Origin of the sequence: Planotetraspora sp. GP83 (assembly GCF_041262585.1) — a bacterium.
Classification (GTDB): Bacteria; Actinomycetota; Actinomycetes; order Streptosporangiales; family Streptosporangiaceae; genus JAOEGB01.
In genome coordinates this window covers 244,756-261,511 of the sequence record NZ_JBGCBZ010000009.1, presented here as the reverse complement: position 1 = coordinate 261,511, position 16,756 = coordinate 244,756, and the positions used below count along the sequence as shown (strand labels likewise).

The window sequence follows — 16,756 nt, the reverse complement described above, 5'->3', positions numbered from 1 at the left end:
AAGAAATGGGCGAACGGCACCGCCGCAAACAACGGCCTAGTGCTGCGCGCCCCGACCGAGGGCACGACCTCCAGCTACTGGGTGTACTCCACCTCCGAAGAGACGGTCGAGTTCAACTTCCCGCCCAAGCTTGCCGTGACCTACACCGTGCCCCCTACTGTTGGAACACTGTCGGCCAGCCCCTTCGTCGCCGGGCGAACAAACTCCCTCACCCCTTCCCTCCGCGCCCAGCTCAAGGACGACGACGGCGGCATACTGACGGGCGAATTCCAGGTACAGCGCGCCGGTAGCACGATCTGGAGCGGCACCGCCACGAACGTACCGGCAGGCACCGAGGCGTCAGTCGTCATCCCGTCGGGGACCTTGGCAGATGGACAGCAGATCCAGTGGCGTGTCCGCGCTTATGACGGCACAGCGTACTCCGCTTACTCGTCATGGCAGGCCCTCACCGTCGACACGAGCGTTCCCCAACCCCCTGCGATCTCATGTGGGGCCTACCCAGCGAGCACCTGGTCCGCCAAGAGTGCCAATCCAGTGTCCTGCTCGCTGGACTCTCCCTCGGCGAACGTCACCGGGTACAACTGGAGATTAGAGGACGATGTTCTGCCGTCCACCGCGACCGGGGACCCGGCGACGATCACCATCAATCCGGCCGAGGGCTGGCACACACTAACGGCCGTGGCTATAGGCGCCTCCGGAACAACATCAGCGGCTTCGGCCTACGCCTTTGGCGTTGGGGTCGGCGAGGTGTCCAAGCCCGCTGAGGACGATCTGACCCAGTCCGCCATCACGCTCGCCTCGCGGGCGAAGCCTGACTACACGGCGGTCCGCTACCAGTACCTCGCCGACCTCAGTGGCGACGGCACCTGGACGGATATCCCCCCGGCTCATGTGAGCGTACCCGGTTCGTCAAGTCCGATCTCTGCTTGGCCGCAGACCCGGACTGACACATCCAAGGACTTCGCCGACCTGGTTTGGAACGTCGCCGCCTCTCTGGCCGCGCGTGGTGACGGTCCGGTCCGGGTACGCGCCTGCTTCACCGGAACTGACGAACAGTGCTCCCCGCCGGTGACCTTCCTTCTGGAACGGACGGCATTCGGTGGCTCCCACGCCACCTCACCTCTTGGGCCCGGCGAGGTATCTCTACTGACCGGTGATTACTCAGTATCGGCGGCCGATGCGTCCGTCTTCGATCTATCGGTCAAGCGTGGACATACCACCCTTTCCCCAAACACGTCGAGTGTGTTCGGGCCGGGGTGGCAGGCATCCTTCCCTGCCGGGTTCTCTACGGTGTCGGGTATGACCTTCGCTGATCATTCCGCGGACGGATACGTATTGTTCACGGACAGCGACGGTACCCAACTCACTTACATCGTCCAGGCAGACGGGACCTATAGGGGAGCGGCCGACGCCACCGACGGCTCATTCGTGGTAAAAGATTCGGCCACCCAGTTCACCCACACCGACTCCACCGGAACGAAGACGATCTTCAACGTGGCGGGGTCTGTCTGGAACATGACCTTGATCGACGAACCGGGAGCGAACAACACCACCAGCTACCAGTACGACGGACAAGGACGAGTCACCCGGATTCTCGCCCCGGTACCACCCGGAGTGGACTGCTCAACCAGCCTCGTCGCCGGGTGCAAGGCGCTGCAAATCGCGTATGCGTCGGCCACAACGGCGACCGGGGTCAGCTCCGGATGGGGCGACTACATCGGCCAGGTGACCTCAGTCACCTACACGGCCTACGATCCGGCTACCTCAGCCATGAAGACCACGGTCCTAGCCACGTATGCTTATGACTCGACCGGGCATCTTCGCACGGTCACTGACCCACGCACTACCCTGGCCACCACCTACTATTACACGGGCGAGGGCCGAGTCTCCCAGGTCACACCGGCTGGACTCGCCCCATGGACCTTCTCCTATGACAGCGCCGGAAGGCTCGCACACATCAGCCGCACCAGCCCCCAAGGTGTGCTCACACAGGCTGTCGCCTATGACGTGCCCATCGGCGGCTCGGGCGCCCCGATTGATCTGACCGGCGGCCAGGTGGCGGCGTGGGGCCAGAACGTCGATCTGCCGCGAGTGGGCGCGGCGGTCTTCCCCGCTTCACACGTCCCTACCCGAGCGGCCTCGGGCGCCTACACGCCCACCGTAGACGACTACTCTTACGCCGATCTCACCTACCTCGACGTCAACGGCAGAGCGGTCAATACCGCGGACTACGGCGCCGGTGCCTGGCAGATCGGCACCGCCCGATTCGACGATGACGGCAACGTGGTGTGGCAGTTGTCGCCGAGTGCCCGGGCACAGGCGTTGACGCCGACCGTCGACACCGACGCTGTGGTGTCTGGCACGTCCAATTCGGCGGAGCGAGCCAACGCCCTCGCAACAGCTACCACCTACGACGCCAATGGAAACGTGCTCACGCGGACGGGCCCCGCACACCGCGTCACTCTAGCCTCCGGGCAAACGGCCTATTCGGCGCGGCTGCGCATCGACTACACCTACGACGAGGGCGCACCAGCCGCCCAGGTGGGTGCCGGCCTGGTGACCACGACCACCACCAAGCCGATCATTCTCGATGGCGTAACCACAGCGGGGAGCGGTGACACCCAGACGATCAAGACTAGCTACAACGCGATCGTCGCAGGCGACACCACCGGCTGGGAACTGTACAGCCCGACCAGTACAACCAAGGTTGTGCCGGGCGGCGCAGATATCGTGCGCAAGACCCGATATGACGCTCTAGGCCGCCCAATCGAGCAGCGAATGCCCGCCTCCTCGGGCAGCGACGCGGGCACCACAGTCTTCACCTACTACACCGCGACGAGCAACAGCGTGGCGGCCTGCGGCAACAAACCGCAATGGTCGGGGTTGCTCTGTAGGACCGGACCGGCCGCCCAGCCAACCGGGAAAGCCCTGCCGGTCATCACAATCAGCTACGGTTACTACGGCCAGCGGACGCAGCAGATTGAAGACAACGGCGCTGCCGTTCGCACGACAACGCTGACGTACGACGCGGCTGACCGCCTGGTCACAACAGCGGTAGCGGTCACACCCGCGGCGGCCGGAGGCACCGCGGTCCCGGATGTCACCTACAGCTATTACCCCGCAACGGGGCTCGCGAAGCAGACGGCGACCAATGCAGGATCGGTCAGCGTGGCATACGACACCTTGGGGCGGGTGGTCTCGCAAACCGACGCTACCGGCAATGTCGCCACCACCACCTTCGACACGGCGGGGCGGGTCGCTTCCGCCAGTGATGGCAAGGGCACTACTACCTACGGCTACGACGGCACTGACGCGAACGGCAAGGCTGAACGGCGTGGCCTCACGACGAGCCTGACGTCAGACACACACGTGTTCTCGGCCGCCTACGACGGCGACGCACACCTGATCGTCCAGGTCTACCCAGGAGGCCTCACTGCCACCAGTCGGTATGACACGGCTGGAGAGCGAACCCATCTAACCTATATCCGCAACACCACCACTTGGCTCGACTACACGATCGACTATGACGTAGTCGGCCGAGTGAAAAGCCAGAGCGGACCGACGGGAGGCCAAACCTACGGATACGACGGAGGGGGCCGACTGACCAAGGTCGCCGACACTTACGCCGGCACTTGTGTTATGCGTGCCTACGGGTTCGATGCCAACACCAACCGCACTAGCTTGACCAGCTATCCGGCCGCGCCGGATGGAAGTTGTTCCACCACGACCACTGCGACGGTCGTAACATCCACGTATGACACCGCCGACCGGATTACCAACACCGGTTATCTCTACGACGAACTCGGCCGCACCACCAAAACGCCGGGCTCTAACACCGGCGGCGCGGATGTGACCGCCACCTACTACGCCAACGACATGGTCGCCAGCCTGGCAGCTGACAACGCCACGAAGTCCTTCACCCTCGACCCGCTGGGCCGGATCAAGTCGACCACCATCAGCGGCCAGTACGCGACAGGGACCACGACGAACCATTACGCGGGGAACGGCGACTCACCCGCTTGGATCGACGAGGCCGATGGCACCTGGACCCGCAACATCGTCGGGTTCACGGGGTTCGCTGCGACTCTGTCCAATGGCGGCACCCTAACCCTGCAGTTGACCAACCCACACGGTGACGTGATCGCCACTGCCGACCGACTCGGCGCCGGTGTCAACGCCTATTTCGAGCAAACCGAGTACGGCACCCCTCGCAGCAACAACGCCAGTAACCCCACTCGTTACGGTTGGTTGGGGGCGGCGCAGCGTTCCAGCGACAGCTTGGGCGGCCTGCTCCTCATGGGAGTCCGCCTCTACAATCCTGTCACCGGCCGCTTCCTGCAGGTCGATCCCGTCGCCGGTGGAAACAGTAATTCATACGAGTACTGCTTCGGTGACCCAATCAATCACAGAGACCTGGACGGCAGGTTCTCGTACTCCTTCACGTTCTACATCTACGACAAACCGGCGACGGCCAGCAACGCGCTGAGGTGGATGACCCATAACTTCGGGAAGGTCTTTCCTTTCCCCGGGTGCGGCTCCACGCTGGACTTGAACGAAGTATGCAAACTCGACGTCCCTGGGTGGCCAGGCAGAGCGCCTGTTAGGGTCATCTCGATCACCTCAACGTCATGGACGTTTGAGGCCCTCAAGGGCCACTTCGAGCCCGCGGGTTCGAAAGTCACATTCACCTTCGGAAGATCCAAAGGCGCCCTAACCTTTACTGTCTATGGCCGGGGACCCAACTCAGGCCTGGTGCAGGGCAACATCTTCGGCCGCTGGCTGTCAAAGCAAGTGGCTAAAAGCCAATGGCTAGGACTCGCGTATAATATCCAGAATCGCATGCCAGCGTATGGCGATTCAGGCGTGTGGGTCTGACCGCTCTTCATGACGGAGCGGCTGGGCTGACCTGTGCCGACTGGCACAGATGACACGCCTCCGGGGTGCTCGTTCATCTTTCACTCCGATGAACGAGCACCTTCGGCGTCACATCGCCTTAACCCCAAAACTCGCGTCGACCCATAAGAATCGCCCGTTAAGGAGAATAGTATGGCGCCAGGCGTCTCAGAGAAGGTCGTCAAGGTGATTTTGAGAGTGCTCTACTCGTTTGGCATTCACCTCGTCTTCTCGTTAGTTCTATTCACCGTCGCACCCGGCGCGGCTGCTATCATTGTAATTATTTGGATATTCCCAGCTCTCTATATTGTGGTAGCCGTGGTTATTTGCGCTGCTGGTAAGCGCCTTGACTCTTTGATCGCCTGGATTTTATGGCCGGTATTCTGGCTATGTCTCAACCTGGCCTTGACACAGTGGTGAGCGAGTTACGGCCTCGCCGCGCCAGCAACCGGGAGGAGGAGCACACCGCCACCGCCACCCGGGCCCGCCCCCGCAGGGTTATGAAACCGGCAGCCGCCCCTCCATGAAGCTGCGAAACTCCTCGGATCCGGCCCGGCTGCGGGGCCGCGGTCGACCGGGTCCCCAGCCCGCGCCTGCCAGCGCAGGAGGGGGCCGATGATCCCCGTCTGCGCGGCTGTGGCTGCGCCGGCGGTGGTCGGCGAGAAGCCGGTGGCTGTGCCGGACGCGTCGCACGTGTTCGGCGAGTACGGCATCAAAGCCGGACCGGCTCGGCTGGCCGTCTTTATCGATCCGGGGTTTCTGTCTGAGGCCGGGTGGGATCCGGCGACGCGGGTGCTGTCACTACCGCCCGGACGCCCATTGCTGGGCTGGCGGGCGTGCCCGAACGGACGGGTGCGCCAATCAGCTTTATGGCCGCGAACGCCGGTGCGGGCCTGCAGGCGCCGCGACAATGAGATCGCCGCCGTGGAAGACAACGAGGTTCACGACGATGACCTTGCCGCCGCGTTGAATCCGCGAGGGGTGTGTCAGGTCGAGGCGTGCCCGCGTGATCGTGTCTATCGGCGTTACTGCCGGCCCACTACGGGCGGCTGCTGGAGCACCGCCGGGCCGATCCGTCCTTCGATGAGCGGGCCTGGCAGCGGATCGAGCCCACGCTTGAAAAACCTGGGCAGGTCAGTCTGCACGGCATCGGCGATCTGGCGATCGTGCAGATTCTCTACGGGCTTCAGTTGCGGACCCGCGACGGGGTGACGACCGAGGTCGCCAAGCTCCGCCAGGTCGCGTGGGATCTGCGCCGAACCCAGGCGCCTCCATCGAGGACTTCGAGGTCACCAGCGACCGCGAGCACTACAAAGCTCATCCGGTGCTTCACCCGCTATGCCAGCCCGGCCTTTTCTCGATCCGGAGACCGAGACGGCCAAGGACGTGTGGGACTTGGCCGTGTTCGGGCAATCAGGAAGGCTGAACTTCACCAAGATCAGGCAGAGTTGGCTGCGGGAAGCCGCGAAACGGTGGGCGGCCGATGATCTGCCGCGGCGTCGAGGCAAGGTCGCCGCCGGACCGCTGCGACACTACCTGACGAGCCTGGCCGCTTTGTCCGACTGCCTGCGCGCCGCCCGGGCCGACCACGGCCAGGACCCCGCCGTACTCGGCCGACGTCGAAAGCTTCCTGCACCGAATGGCCTATCTGGCCGCCGGCGGGCGGCTGTCGGTCGATGCCCGAACCCGGATCTGCCGGGAGGTCAAGCACCTGCTCGGCCGGTTCCGGGCTCTCGGACTGACCCGGCCCGGCGGCCCCGCCGCCGGGCTTCCCGACGACTTCGCGATCTCCGCCACAGATGTGCCCCGCATCGGTGGCAGCCGAGCGGGTGATCGGGGTGGAACTCTGGGCGATCTCCACCGATCGCCGCGTGGAATTCGACCCAGATCGGTTCGAGCAGGCATGATGGCACGGCAGGCACGGACACCTCGGTGATCACTGAGCGTAGAGAACTCCATGATCACTCAGGGCCCGTGCCTGTTCGTATCTCTGCCAATCTGAAGACGCCTGGTCGCCGCCTATTGCCGATCGCTCCTAGTCCACGGGTCTTGACGATTTCTCGGACGAGGACGACGAGCAGGCGTGAGGCCCAGCGGGCGCCCGGCCCAAGATGGCCTGGCCACGGACTGGGGAGGAGAACGGGGTGTTGCGCGTCCGTTGGGCTAGGAGACCCATGCCGTGGTCAGTGTCTGCACCGCCGCCCCGTCGAGGTCCTTCAGTTTCGTACCGGCGAATCCGCGCGCAGTGTCAGAGGTCAGCACTCGAAAGGCGGGCTGATCAGCGGCGAGCAGGTCAACCAGCTGCACGGCCACGTCCTGCGGAGTTTGGGCGCTGGCGAAGGCGTTGCGGGTGCGTTCGAGGTAGGCGGACAGGGCGGGGGCGTAGGGTCCGGCCTGCTCCAGTACGTTGTCCGTGACGCCCGCATTGCTGACGAACTCGCTGGCTACCGCGCCCGGCTCGACGACACTGACGGATACACCGGTGGTGGCCACGACCGGTGCGAGAGACTCCATAAAGCCCTCGACCGCGAACTTGGCCGCGCAATATGCCTCGTTGAAGGGCTGTCCGACCACTCCGCCGACACTGGTCACCGTCAGCACACGGCCCTTGCTCGCACGCAGGAGGGGCAGGGCTGCCTTGGTGACGTGAAGCACACCGAAGAAGTTGACCTCCATCACCGCACGTACGTCCTGAACGCTCTCCTGCTCCAGTGTACCGACATGGCCTGCGCCGGCGTTGTTGACCAGGGCGTCCAGTTGGTCCAGGCCAGTCAGGCACGCCTCAACAGAAGCCGGGTCCGTCACATCCAGGACCCGGACGTCAAGGGAGACGCCCGCTTCCTTCGCTGCTGCCTCAAGGGCGCCAGCCCTGGCGGTGTCGCGCATGGTAGCGATCACATGCCAGCCGCTGCGTGCGGCGGCGACGGCGGTGGCGAGGCCGATGCCGGAGGAGGTTCCAGTGATCAGGACTGTCTTAACGCTCATCTCAGTCATATCCGTTCATGAGGCGTACGGGCTGTGCTGGGCGCCTGGGTAGAGGCGATGTCAGTTGTTGACGCGGTCCATGAAGCCCTCGGGGTAGCGCGGGCCGGCGGCGGCGCCGGGCGGCATGGCTGCTTCGAGGGCGGCGAGCTGGTCGGCGTCGAGGTGGATGTCGGCGGCGGCGGCGTTCTCCTCCAGGTAGGTGATGCGCTTGGTGCCGGGGATGGGGACGATGTCGTCGCCCTGGTGGAGCAGCCAGGCCAGGGCGAGCTGGGTGGGGGTGTGGCCGGCTTCGGCGGCCAGGGTGCGGACCCGCTCGGCCAGCTTCAGGTTGTTCCGCAGGTTCTCGCCCTGGAAGCGGGGGTCGAAGCGGCGGTAGTCGTCGGGGGCCAGGGAAGCGGTGTCGGTGATCTTGCCGGAGAGGAATCCGCGGCCAACGGGCGAGTAGGGGACCACGGTGATGCCCAGTTCGCGGGCGGTGGGCAGGATCTCGTGCTCGAGTCCGCGCTCCCACAGCGAGTACTCGCTCTGGAGGGCGGCGATCGGGTGCACGGCGTGGGCGCGGCGCAGGGTGTCGGCGTTCACCTCGGACAGTCCGATGTGGCGGATCTTCCCGGCTGCGACGAGCTCGGCCAGGGCGCCGACGGTGTCCTCGATCGGTACGGCGGGGTTGCGGCGGTGCAGGTAGTACAGGTCGATGTGGTCAAGGCCCAGTCGCTGCAGCGAGGCGTCGACGGCCTGCCGGGCGTACTCGGGGGTGGAGTCGACGGTGAAGTCGGTCCCGTCGGCGCTGGGCCGGGATCCGAACTTGGTGGCCACGACGGCTTCGTCGCGGCGCCGTCCGGCCAGGGCGCGGCCCAGGAGGCGTTCGTTGTGGCCGGCTCCGTAGACGTCGGCGGTGTCGAGGAGGTTCACGCCCATGTCGAGTGCGTGATGGATGGTGGCGATGGACTGGTCGTCGTCGGTGGCTCCGTAGAACTCGGACATGCCCATCAGGCCCAGGCCCGCGGCGGACACAGAGGGACCGTCGGTGCCGAGGGTGCGCTGCTTCATGTGATGACTCCGGGTTCGGTGGGGACGTCATAAAACTATGGTTCATAACCATTATTGTCAATCATTGTATCGGGTTATAACTTCATCTAGGGTGGGACGCATGACGCCCGCCCCTGACCCGCTGACCTCCGAGGTGACCGCTCTCTTCGCAACGATCACCGACCGGTACACCCGCGAGTACGAGTCCGCGGCTGCCCACCACGGCCTCACCCCGCAGCAGGTCAAGGTGCTCATCGCCCTGGAAGGCGCCGCTCTGCCGATGCGGCGCATCGCCGAGCGCCTCGGCGCCGAGCCCTCCAACCTCACCGGCATAGTGGACAAGCTCCAGGTTCGCGGCCTGCTCGAGCGCCAGCCCGATCCCGGCGACCGGCGCGTCAAACTCCTGGCCATCACCGACACCGGCAAAGAGATCGCCCGGGATCTGCTCGACCGCCTCCGCTTCGCCCGCGACCCGCTCGCCGCCCTCGACGAAAACCAGCGACGCGACCTGCGCGACCTGCTCCACCTCATGGCCAGCACCTGAGACCAACGATCTGCCTGGCGGCGGGGCGGGGGCTTGACCCCCGCCGACACAGCGGGCGTGCGCTCCAGCCCTCGGGAGTCTCGGCGGACGGCTCGCGCGGACCGCAGGGCCTGCCCACAGCGGGCACGTCGGCATCGGTCCGGCCGGAGGTCGGACCGGCGAGGCGGGTGCCGCACCGCCGGTGCTGTTCGGCCCCTTGGCGCGGGTGACCCGCAGGCTCTCCGGCAGGGTCCACGGCCGCAGCGGGACATGCGTTTCCGGTCCGGCCGAAGGCGGGGACCTGTTGGCGCGTTCGTCACCTGCCAAGCGGGTGACGGATGCGGAGAAGTGCTGCTGAGCAAGCCTGACGGAAGTCTTACGGCTGGCCGCCGGCGCTCGCGGATGGCGGTCGCGGCTGTTCGAATTGCCATGTGACAGATCCACGAAAAGGGCAGGAAAGCGGCCCGCCCATCGCGCGGCGAGTGATGGTGTCGATGCTCGCCGCCGGTGCCGCCGGCCTCGTCGCCGCGCCTTACCTGCAGGGCGGATGGGAGAAGGTCCTCGGGGCCGTCTCGCGGAACGATCCCACCGGGCTGAGCGGGCTGCTGCCCGATCCCAGCGGCTTCCGCTATTTCAGCGTGGCGGGCTCAGTGCCCCGCAAGAACGACACGAACTACCAGCTGACGATCGACGGCCTCGTGGAGCGTCCCGCGACGTACACGCTCGGCGATCTGCGCGCGTTGCCGCAGACCCGGGTGGTCGGGGACGTGAGGTGCACCGACGGCTGGCAGGTTCCGGATACGCCCTTCGAGGGGGTCCCGCTCTCCCGCCTCCTCGACGCGGCCGGCGTGCGGCCTGAGGGCAAGGCGATCCGCTTCACCTGCTTCGACGGCGTCTACAGCGAAAGCCTCACGCTCTCCCAGGCCCGCCGCCCCGACGTGATGATCGCCCTGAAGATGCTTGGCGAGCCGATCACACACGAACACGGTGGGCCCGTACGGCTCTACGTGGCACCGATGTACTTCTACAAGTCGGCCAAGTGGCTGTCCGGCATCACGGTTACCGACCAGGTCATCCCCGGCTACTGGGAGGAGTACGGCTATGACGTCGACGGCTGGCTCGACGAGGCCGACAGATCCGTCTGAGCGCCCCCGCAGCAGACGGCGCTTCACCCGCGCCGAGCGCCTGGTCCACCGCGCCACGGCCGGGCTGATGCTGCTGTGCATAGGGGCGGCGGCCTGTCTGTACTTCTCGCCGCTCGCGCAGCTGGTCGGCCGCCGCCACCTGGTGGTCGTCATCCACGAGTGGTCGGGGATCCTGCTGCCGGCCCCGTTCCTGCTCGGCCTCGCCTCGTCCGCCTTCCGCGCCGACCTGCGCAGGCTGAACCGCTGGGCGCGCTACGACAAGGAGTGGCTGCGGGCCGTCCGCAAGGGCTGGGACTCCCCCGCCCTGCGGCCCGCCGGGAAGTTCAACGCCGGGCAGAAGATCTACGCGGGGTGGATCGGCGGGGCCGTGCCGATCATGATGTTCACCGGGCTGGGGATGTGGTTCACCGGAATCCTGCCGGGGATCTCCAGGACGAGCGCGATCTTCGTGCACGACGTGACGGCTCTGGCGATCGTCCTCGTCCTGCTCGGGCACGTCCGGCTGGCCTACCGGGATCCGCAGGCGCGGATCGGGATGCGTACGGGGTTCGTGGAGCGGACCTGGGCCAGGCGGGAGCACTCGAAGTGGGCGGAGGACGACCACTGAGATGCTGGAGCGCTCCCGCCGCCCCATTTACGACATGGTGCACGACAGCAGAGGGCAGCCAGGCGAGGGCTGAGTATCGTGCTGCCACTCTTCAGCGTCCAGAAGCGGCTTCGGCGGCACGACACGGCGGACCAGGTCCAGGACCTCCACGCGGACGGCCGGAAGGGCATCGGCATGCCGCCAGGTGTAGTCATCATGGTCGGGCGACAGGATGATGTCCGCCGAATCGACGTGGGCCGTGAGCACTCTGGCGTCGCTCAGCGAGGATGAGGAGGCCGACGCGGGCCCACGGCTTGGCCGCCGAACGCGGCCATGGACACGGGGGAGTACTCGCAAAGCAGGAATCCGGCAATGCATGGCAGCCCGCACATCCCCGAACCACGAGAAGTGCAGCGGCGCGCGGGGTCACGCTCCGGTGCTGGCGCCAGAGACGTCTGCGACCTGCTTGCCAAGGTCAAGTTCCGCGCCGTCTGGTTGCTGCAGGCCGAGCTCGAAGAGGCGTCGGACACGGTTTGCGTTCTCGGGACGTCCGGAGGTCCGGAAGAAGGTGGCCAAGCTTGCCCCGAACCGGGACAGGACCGGATCGGAGTCCGCCAGCAGGTCGCTCTTGGTCAGAGCCGACTGGGAGACGGCGAGGGCGAGCTGCTTCCGGGTCTCCTGGTTGGCCGCGGCCAGGCGGACGGAGGCGGTGAGCGCGACGGCGAGCAGCACCGCCAGGACCGCGCTCAGCGCGGTGCGGCGGCGGGTGCGGGTGCGCGCGGCCTGGTGCTCGGCCAGGTCCAGCTCGACGCTCGCGTCGAGGAACGCCACGGCCAGCGGGCCGAGACCTTCCCGGCGTCCCGGCTCGGCGGCCCACTCTCTGGCCAGGGTGAGCCGGCCGCCCCGGTACAGGCCGCCCGGGTCGCGCCGGTCGCGCTGCCACGCCTGCGCCGACTGCACCAGATGCTGTTCAACCAGGAGCCCCGCGCGGTCCACCTCGATCCAGGAGCGCAGCGTCGGCCAGGCGTGCAGCAGCGCCTCGTGGGTGATCTCGACGCCCTCGCCGTCCATGGTGATCAGCCGGGCGTCGTCCGCGGCGAAGGCGTCGAGGACCGCCGAGACCTCGGCCGCTGAGGGCAACTCGCCGAGGAGCTGGTCACGAGGCACTCTGCGGCGGGTGTCGTCGGTCCCCTCGCCGACGTGCACCAGCCTCAGCAGCAGGGCCAGCCGCCGTGCCGTTTCGTCGAGTTCGGCCATCACCCGGTCGGCGGTCGCGGCTAGCGCGCCCCGTATGCCGCCGGTGCCGGTGTAGCCGGCCACGGTCAGCAGATCGGACTCCCGCCGCTGCCAGGTGGCGCGCGGTGAACACGGCCGTAACGGCAGGAGTATCCGTGAGAGCGCCCGTGCCGGACTCGGTAAGCATGGCCCGAAACGTAGGCGTAATAATTTCCTTCGTCAAGTATTGATTCACAGGCGAACGAGTCCTACGCTCGGCGGCACTCACCGACTTCCCTGCCAGACTTTGAGGACCCCGATGCCCGCTGTCGCCCTCCGTGCCGTTCCCCCTGGCCACCGCGCGCGATCACTAACTCCCCTCCTCACTCCATCGCGTCATGCGTTATCAAGGGAGAGAGGCCTTCTGGACGAGTTCCGCCAGGCGCCAGGCGACCTCCCTTGATCAGGTCGGGCTCACGGATGTCGACCGTGGACGCCGGAGTTGCGCCTCGACGAGGTCACCCGGCGGCGAGAGACCCGCAGCTCGACTACCACTCCCGGCATACGATCCGCGGCATGTCGCCGAACCCCTTCGGTGGCCAGCGCGGCATCCCGCATGAGGGCCGCGCTCTTCTCCCGGGTTTCCCGGACGAAAGCGGCGGTGGCCGCGCGTTCCGCCTCCACTTCCAACCGCGCGGCGGCGACGATGGCGGCGCCCGCAGCCTGACCAGGCGAAATGATCAAAGTGGTGTCGAGAACGTTCACCGCAAACGGCGACCCCGAGTGGTTCGCCCTTGCGCACGCCGACGGCGCTGAGCTACCTGGCTCCGTGCTCGCCGTCGCAGGCATCTCACTGCCAACCCTCGACCCGTAGCAGGCGATGCTCCTCGACATCACGAGGCTGCCATCACTGATCGCCGCACCGGACGGCCCACCGCCGCTGGTCCACGGGCATCGTGGCCCCGGACCACACAAAGAGGAGAAGATCGCATGAAACGGTACACGAGGGCGCGTCCAGCGCTCACAGTGATAAGCGTCGCGGCGATGGCCGTCGGGCTCATGCTCGGCGAGGTCATGCCGGCGGCCGCGACCCAATCCGACCCAGCCACCACCGCCCTGACGGCGTCCACGACCGCACCACCGAGCACGACCCCCGCTCCCTCGCCAACGCCGTCGTCGGACACGGTGCCGACACCGACGCCCACGAAACCACTCGCGTCCACCGCCGACCCGTGGGCCACGCAGCCATACATGGGGTGGAGCAGCTACAGCATGCAGGTCTACTCCGGGAACTCGAAGTGGATCACCGGCGACCAACTCATCAAACAGTCCGACGCGATGCACGCCAAGCTGCAGAAGTACGGCTATGACTACATCAACGTCGATGCGGGATGGAACGACGGGGTTGACGCCAACGGGCGGCCCAAGCCCAGCGCCACGCTCTATCCGCAAGGCCTGCAGAAGATCATCGACCACATCCACGCGAACGGCCAGAAGTTCGGGGTCTACATGGTCCCGGGCATCGGCCCCGAGGTCTACAACGCGAGCCTGCCGATCGCCGGAGCCCCGGGATGCACGACGCACGATGTCGCCGCGCAACCGCTCCGCCCCTCCGACTACTGGAAGATGGGCTACAGGATCGACTTCTCGAACCCGTGCTCGCAGAAGTACATCGACTCGATCGTCGACCTGCTTGCGCAGTGGGGTGTCGACTTCGTCAAGTTCGACAGCGTCACCCCCGGATCCGGGGTAAGCGACCTCTCGCTTGACGCCCGAGACGATGTCGCCGCATGGTCGAAGGCGCTCAAGGCGCACAAGATCTGGTTCGAACTCTCGTGGGCGCTCGACCCGAACTACGCGGACTACTGGCGGTCCAAGGCCAACGGCTGGCGGATCCAGTGGGACGTCGAGTGCTACTGCGCCCATGACGCACTTACGAACTGGGACAACATCGCCCGGCTTTTCCCGGCCGAGGCAACATGGTGGCGCAACGGCGGAAACGGCGGTTGGAACGACCTCGACTCGCTCAACATCGGCAACGGCAAGATGGACGGCCTGACCCGCGACGAACGACAGACCGCGATGACCCTGTGGGCGACCTCCGCTGCGCCGCTGTACACCGGCAACGACCTGACAGACCTCGACTCCTACGGGCTCAGCTTGCTGACCAACCCGGAGGTCATCGCCGTCGACCAAGCAGGAACACCGGCGCGCCCGGTCTCCACCGCGACTCAGCAACAGGTCTGGTACGCGCTCAACTCCGACGGCAGCTACACCGTCGCGCTGTTCAACCTCGGCCGAACTGAAAAAGACATCACCGCGAACTGGACCGATATCGGTCTGACCGGCACCGCCACCGTGCGTGACCTGTGGGCCCGCAAGAACCTCGGCCATTTCCGCACCGGGTTCACCGCCTCGGATGTCCCTGTCCACGGGGTACGGCTCCTCAAGGTGACGCCGCGGTCCGGCGCCGAAGTCACTGTCAACGACGATGCACTCCGCGTCGGCTACGCCGGTGAGTGGACCCGCAACGGTGGAAAAGAGGTCGCTGCGACCTCACAACCGCTCTCCGTCAACGTCACCGACACCGGCACTGCGGCGCCTCCGTCGGCATCGGGCCCGTCTCGGACTATCACACTCGACGACACCGCCCCCGGCATCGTCTACACGGGATCATGGTCGCAAAGCACCGGACGGAACCTAGGCGACTATGGCGACGGCGTGCACTACACCGAACACGACGGCGACTCGTTCCAATACACCTTCGTGGGCACGGGCGTCTCCTACGTCACCGAAATGGACTCCTCGCAGGGTAACGTCGATGTCTACATCGACGACCAGTTCGTGAAGAGCGTGAACACCGGGCGCGATTCAGGACAGCCGCGTCTCACGCAACAGACGGTATTCAGCGTGAACGACCTTCCCAACGGAAGCCACACGCTCAAAGTCGCCAAGAAGTCCGGCGCCTTCATGCTGCTCGATCGCATCGACGTGATCCAGCCGAATCTCATCGACCCATCGGCAGTGTCGTTCGACAAGAAGGCTCCCGCGGACGTGCAGGTGAAGCTCCTGCGCGACGGCAGTGAGTTCGCCGGGGTTTCGCTCGATGGCACAGCACTCAAGGAAGGCACCGACTACACCCTGTCGGGATCGACAGTGACCCTGCGGGCCGGCTACCTTGCCACGCTGGGGGTCGGCGCGGCGAAACTGGACTTCAAGTTCCGCGGAGACTACCTCGACGACGTCCACGCCACGACCCACGACGGCGACTCGGTCTCGTACACGTTCGCGGGCACAGGAGTCGACTGGATCACCGCCACCTCCCCTGATCAGGGTCTCGTCGACATCTACATCGACGGCGAACTCGTCAAGCGCGTCGACACGCACAGCGACATACGCGCGACGCAGCAGAAGGTGTTCAGCGTCTCAGGGCTCACAGAGACACAGCACGCTTTCATGGCGGTGAAAGCATCGGGCGCCGTGATGCGCACCGACGTCATCCGTTACACCACCGGATGACCCGGGGAGGGCCGGGGCGTCGGGTGACGCTCCGGCCCTCCTTCGCACAACGACGGAGACGAAACGGTCTACGTACGCATCTCCGCCATATCGGGAATTGAGCCGCCCCACACCACCGGCCTGGGCGGTGGGTCGGCCGAGTGGCGAGGTACCAGTCGGCTGGTCCTCTCGGCTCAGCGCTTTGTGACGGCACGTTCGGGCGTGGCTGACTGCGGGGCTTGGACCCCTTTGGAGCCGGCCGTTACGGTGGCCGGCATGGATGAGGCCGGGTTCTGGGACGTTATCGAGGACGCGTACGCCGCACTGGAGTGCGGCTACTACAAGGACGAGCTTCCCCGCGACGCTGTGGCGCAGGCATGGCTGGACAACCTGGACACGCTGCCCTTGAACGAGCTCCTCGACTTCGCCGTCCATTTCGAGCGGATACTGGAGCGTGCCTGGCGGCCCGAGGTGTGGGCGGCGGCATGCCTGCTCGCCGGCGGCACCGCCGACACGTGGCACGCGTACTTCCGATACGAGGACAGGTTCACCGACTTCCGGGCCAGCCTGCTCGCCCTCGGCCGCACGTCGTTCGAGACGGTGGTCGCCGACCCCGACGCCCTAGCCGACCTGCCCGACATGGCGGCCGTAGAGGACGGGCACTGGGACCTGTTCATGAAGCTCCACCAGGTGCCCGAGGACGCCTACGTCCAGGCGGGCGGCGACCGCGGCGACTTCGCCCGCGCAGTCGCCGACCGGCTCGGTGCCAGGGTGCGCCGCGGCGCTCCACCCGACGACGGGCGGTGGCGGGTCGACGAGGACGCTCTGCCCGAACGGTACCCGCGCCTCGCCACACGTTTCCCCGACGGCACGGTTTGACCT

At 66.3% G+C, this 16,756-nt stretch carries 13 protein-coding genes and 1 pseudogene; 8 read left to right on the top strand and 6 right to left on the bottom strand.

Going from position 1 to position 16,756, the window contains the following annotated elements:
- Nucleotides 1-39: 39 nt before the first annotated feature.
- From ABH927_RS15740 to ABH927_RS15730, 3 genes are all read left to right on the top strand, one after another.
- The gene (locus tag ABH927_RS15740) at nucleotides 40-4,875 is read left to right on the top strand and encodes an RHS repeat-associated core domain-containing protein (protein WP_370022114.1); all 4,836 of its coding nucleotides are present in this window, start codon (nucleotides 40-42) and stop codon (nucleotides 4,873-4,875) included.
- 171 nt (nucleotides 4,876-5,046) lie between these two features.
- Entirely contained in the window at nucleotides 5,047-5,313 is a 267-nt protein-coding gene (locus ABH927_RS15735) for a hypothetical protein (protein WP_370022112.1), read from the top strand.
- Nucleotides 5,314-5,508: 195 nt separating this feature from the next.
- Entirely contained in the window at nucleotides 5,509-6,105 is a 597-nt protein-coding gene (locus ABH927_RS15730; RefSeq protein ID WP_370022110.1) for a hypothetical protein, read from the top strand.
- A 599-nt stretch (nucleotides 6,106-6,704) separates the two neighbouring features.
- On the opposite strand, the pseudogene ABH927_RS15725 reads toward ABH927_RS15730, so the two are convergent.
- From ABH927_RS15725 to ABH927_RS15715, 3 genes and pseudogenes are all read right to left on the bottom strand, one after another.
- Nucleotides 6,705-6,821, bottom strand: a pseudogene (locus tag ABH927_RS15725) (IS5/IS1182 family transposase); the annotation flags it as partial.
- A 235-nt stretch (nucleotides 6,822-7,056) separates the two neighbouring features.
- Entirely contained in the window at nucleotides 7,057-7,887 is an 831-nt protein-coding gene (locus tag ABH927_RS15720) for an SDR family oxidoreductase (RefSeq protein ID WP_370022108.1), read from the bottom strand.
- Between the two features lie 51 nt (nucleotides 7,888-7,938).
- Nucleotides 7,939-8,928, bottom strand: a complete 990-nt coding sequence (locus tag ABH927_RS15715; protein WP_370022107.1) for an aldo/keto reductase — start codon at nucleotides 8,926-8,928, stop codon at nucleotides 7,939-7,941.
- A gap of 100 nt (nucleotides 8,929-9,028) precedes the next feature.
- Here ABH927_RS15715 and ABH927_RS15710 point away from each other — a divergent pair, with 100 nt between their 5' ends.
- From ABH927_RS15710 to ABH927_RS15700, 3 genes are all read left to right on the top strand, one after another.
- Nucleotides 9,029-9,451 (top strand): MarR family winged helix-turn-helix transcriptional regulator, encoded by a 423-nt coding sequence (locus ABH927_RS15710; protein WP_370022105.1) that lies wholly within the window; start codon nucleotides 9,029-9,031, stop codon nucleotides 9,449-9,451.
- 410 nt (nucleotides 9,452-9,861) lie between these two features.
- Nucleotides 9,862-10,575, top strand: a complete 714-nt coding sequence (locus ABH927_RS15705; protein ID WP_370022104.1) for a molybdopterin-dependent oxidoreductase — start codon at nucleotides 9,862-9,864, stop codon at nucleotides 10,573-10,575.
- A complete protein-coding gene (locus tag ABH927_RS15700) occupies nucleotides 10,532-11,182 on the top strand; it encodes a cytochrome b/b6 domain-containing protein (RefSeq protein WP_370022103.1) in 651 nt (216 codons plus the stop codon). Before ABH927_RS15705 ends, ABH927_RS15700 begins: the two co-directional genes overlap by 44 nt.
- 27 nt (nucleotides 11,183-11,209) lie before the next feature.
- Here ABH927_RS15700 and ABH927_RS15695 read toward each other — a convergent pair whose 3' ends face one another.
- The 3 genes from ABH927_RS15695 to ABH927_RS15685 all read right to left on the bottom strand — a co-directional run bounded on the left by ABH927_RS15695 (nucleotide 11,210) and on the right by ABH927_RS15685 (nucleotide 13,141).
- Nucleotides 11,210-11,428, bottom strand: coding sequence for a hypothetical protein (locus ABH927_RS15695; protein ID WP_370022101.1), 219 nt, complete (start codon nucleotides 11,426-11,428; stop codon nucleotides 11,210-11,212).
- A gap of 159 nt (nucleotides 11,429-11,587) precedes the next feature.
- The gene (locus tag ABH927_RS15690) at nucleotides 11,588-12,544 is read right to left on the bottom strand and encodes a hypothetical protein (protein WP_370022121.1); all 957 of its coding nucleotides are present in this window, start codon (nucleotides 12,542-12,544) and stop codon (nucleotides 11,588-11,590) included.
- 306 nt (nucleotides 12,545-12,850) lie between these two features.
- On the bottom strand, nucleotides 12,851-13,141 hold the full coding sequence (locus ABH927_RS15685) for a hypothetical protein (RefSeq protein ID WP_370022099.1): 291 nt from the start codon (nucleotides 13,139-13,141) through the stop codon (nucleotides 12,851-12,853).
- A gap of 507 nt (nucleotides 13,142-13,648) precedes the next feature.
- On the opposite strand from ABH927_RS15685, the gene ABH927_RS15680 reads away from it, so the two are divergent.
- Nucleotides 13,649-15,895 (top strand): X2-like carbohydrate binding domain-containing protein, encoded by a 2,247-nt coding sequence (locus ABH927_RS15680; RefSeq protein ID WP_370022097.1) that lies wholly within the window; start codon nucleotides 13,649-13,651, stop codon nucleotides 15,893-15,895.
- A gap of 255 nt (nucleotides 15,896-16,150) precedes the next feature.
- Entirely contained in the window at nucleotides 16,151-16,753 is a 603-nt protein-coding gene (locus ABH927_RS15675; protein ID WP_370022095.1) for a DUF4240 domain-containing protein, read from the top strand.
- Nucleotides 16,754-16,756: the final 3 nt, after the last annotated feature.

Excerpts from the sequence above, each read along its gene's own strand:
- ABH927_RS15735 (WP_370022112.1), top strand. The coding sequence starts at position 5,047 with ATGGCGCCAGGCGTCTCAGAGAAGGTCGTCAAGGTGATTTTGAGAGTG.
- ABH927_RS15730 (WP_370022110.1), top strand. The coding sequence starts at position 5,509 with ATGATCCCCGTCTGCGCGGCTGTGGCTGCGCCGGCGGTGGTCGGCGAG.
- ABH927_RS15720 (WP_370022108.1), bottom strand. The coding sequence starts at position 7,887 with ATGACTGAGATGAGCGTTAAGACAGTCCTGATCACTGGAACCTCCTCC.
- ABH927_RS15715 (WP_370022107.1), bottom strand. The coding sequence starts at position 8,928 with ATGAAGCAGCGCACCCTCGGCACCGACGGTCCCTCTGTGTCCGCCGCG.
- ABH927_RS15710 (WP_370022105.1), top strand. The coding sequence starts at position 9,029 with ATGACGCCCGCCCCTGACCCGCTGACCTCCGAGGTGACCGCTCTCTTC.
- ABH927_RS15700 (WP_370022103.1), top strand. The coding sequence starts at position 10,532 with ATGACGTCGACGGCTGGCTCGACGAGGCCGACAGATCCGTCTGAGCGC.
- ABH927_RS15680 (WP_370022097.1), top strand. The coding sequence starts at position 13,649 with ATGCAGGTCTACTCCGGGAACTCGAAGTGGATCACCGGCGACCAACTC.
- ABH927_RS15675 (WP_370022095.1), top strand. The coding sequence starts at position 16,151 with ATGGATGAGGCCGGGTTCTGGGACGTTATCGAGGACGCGTACGCCGCA.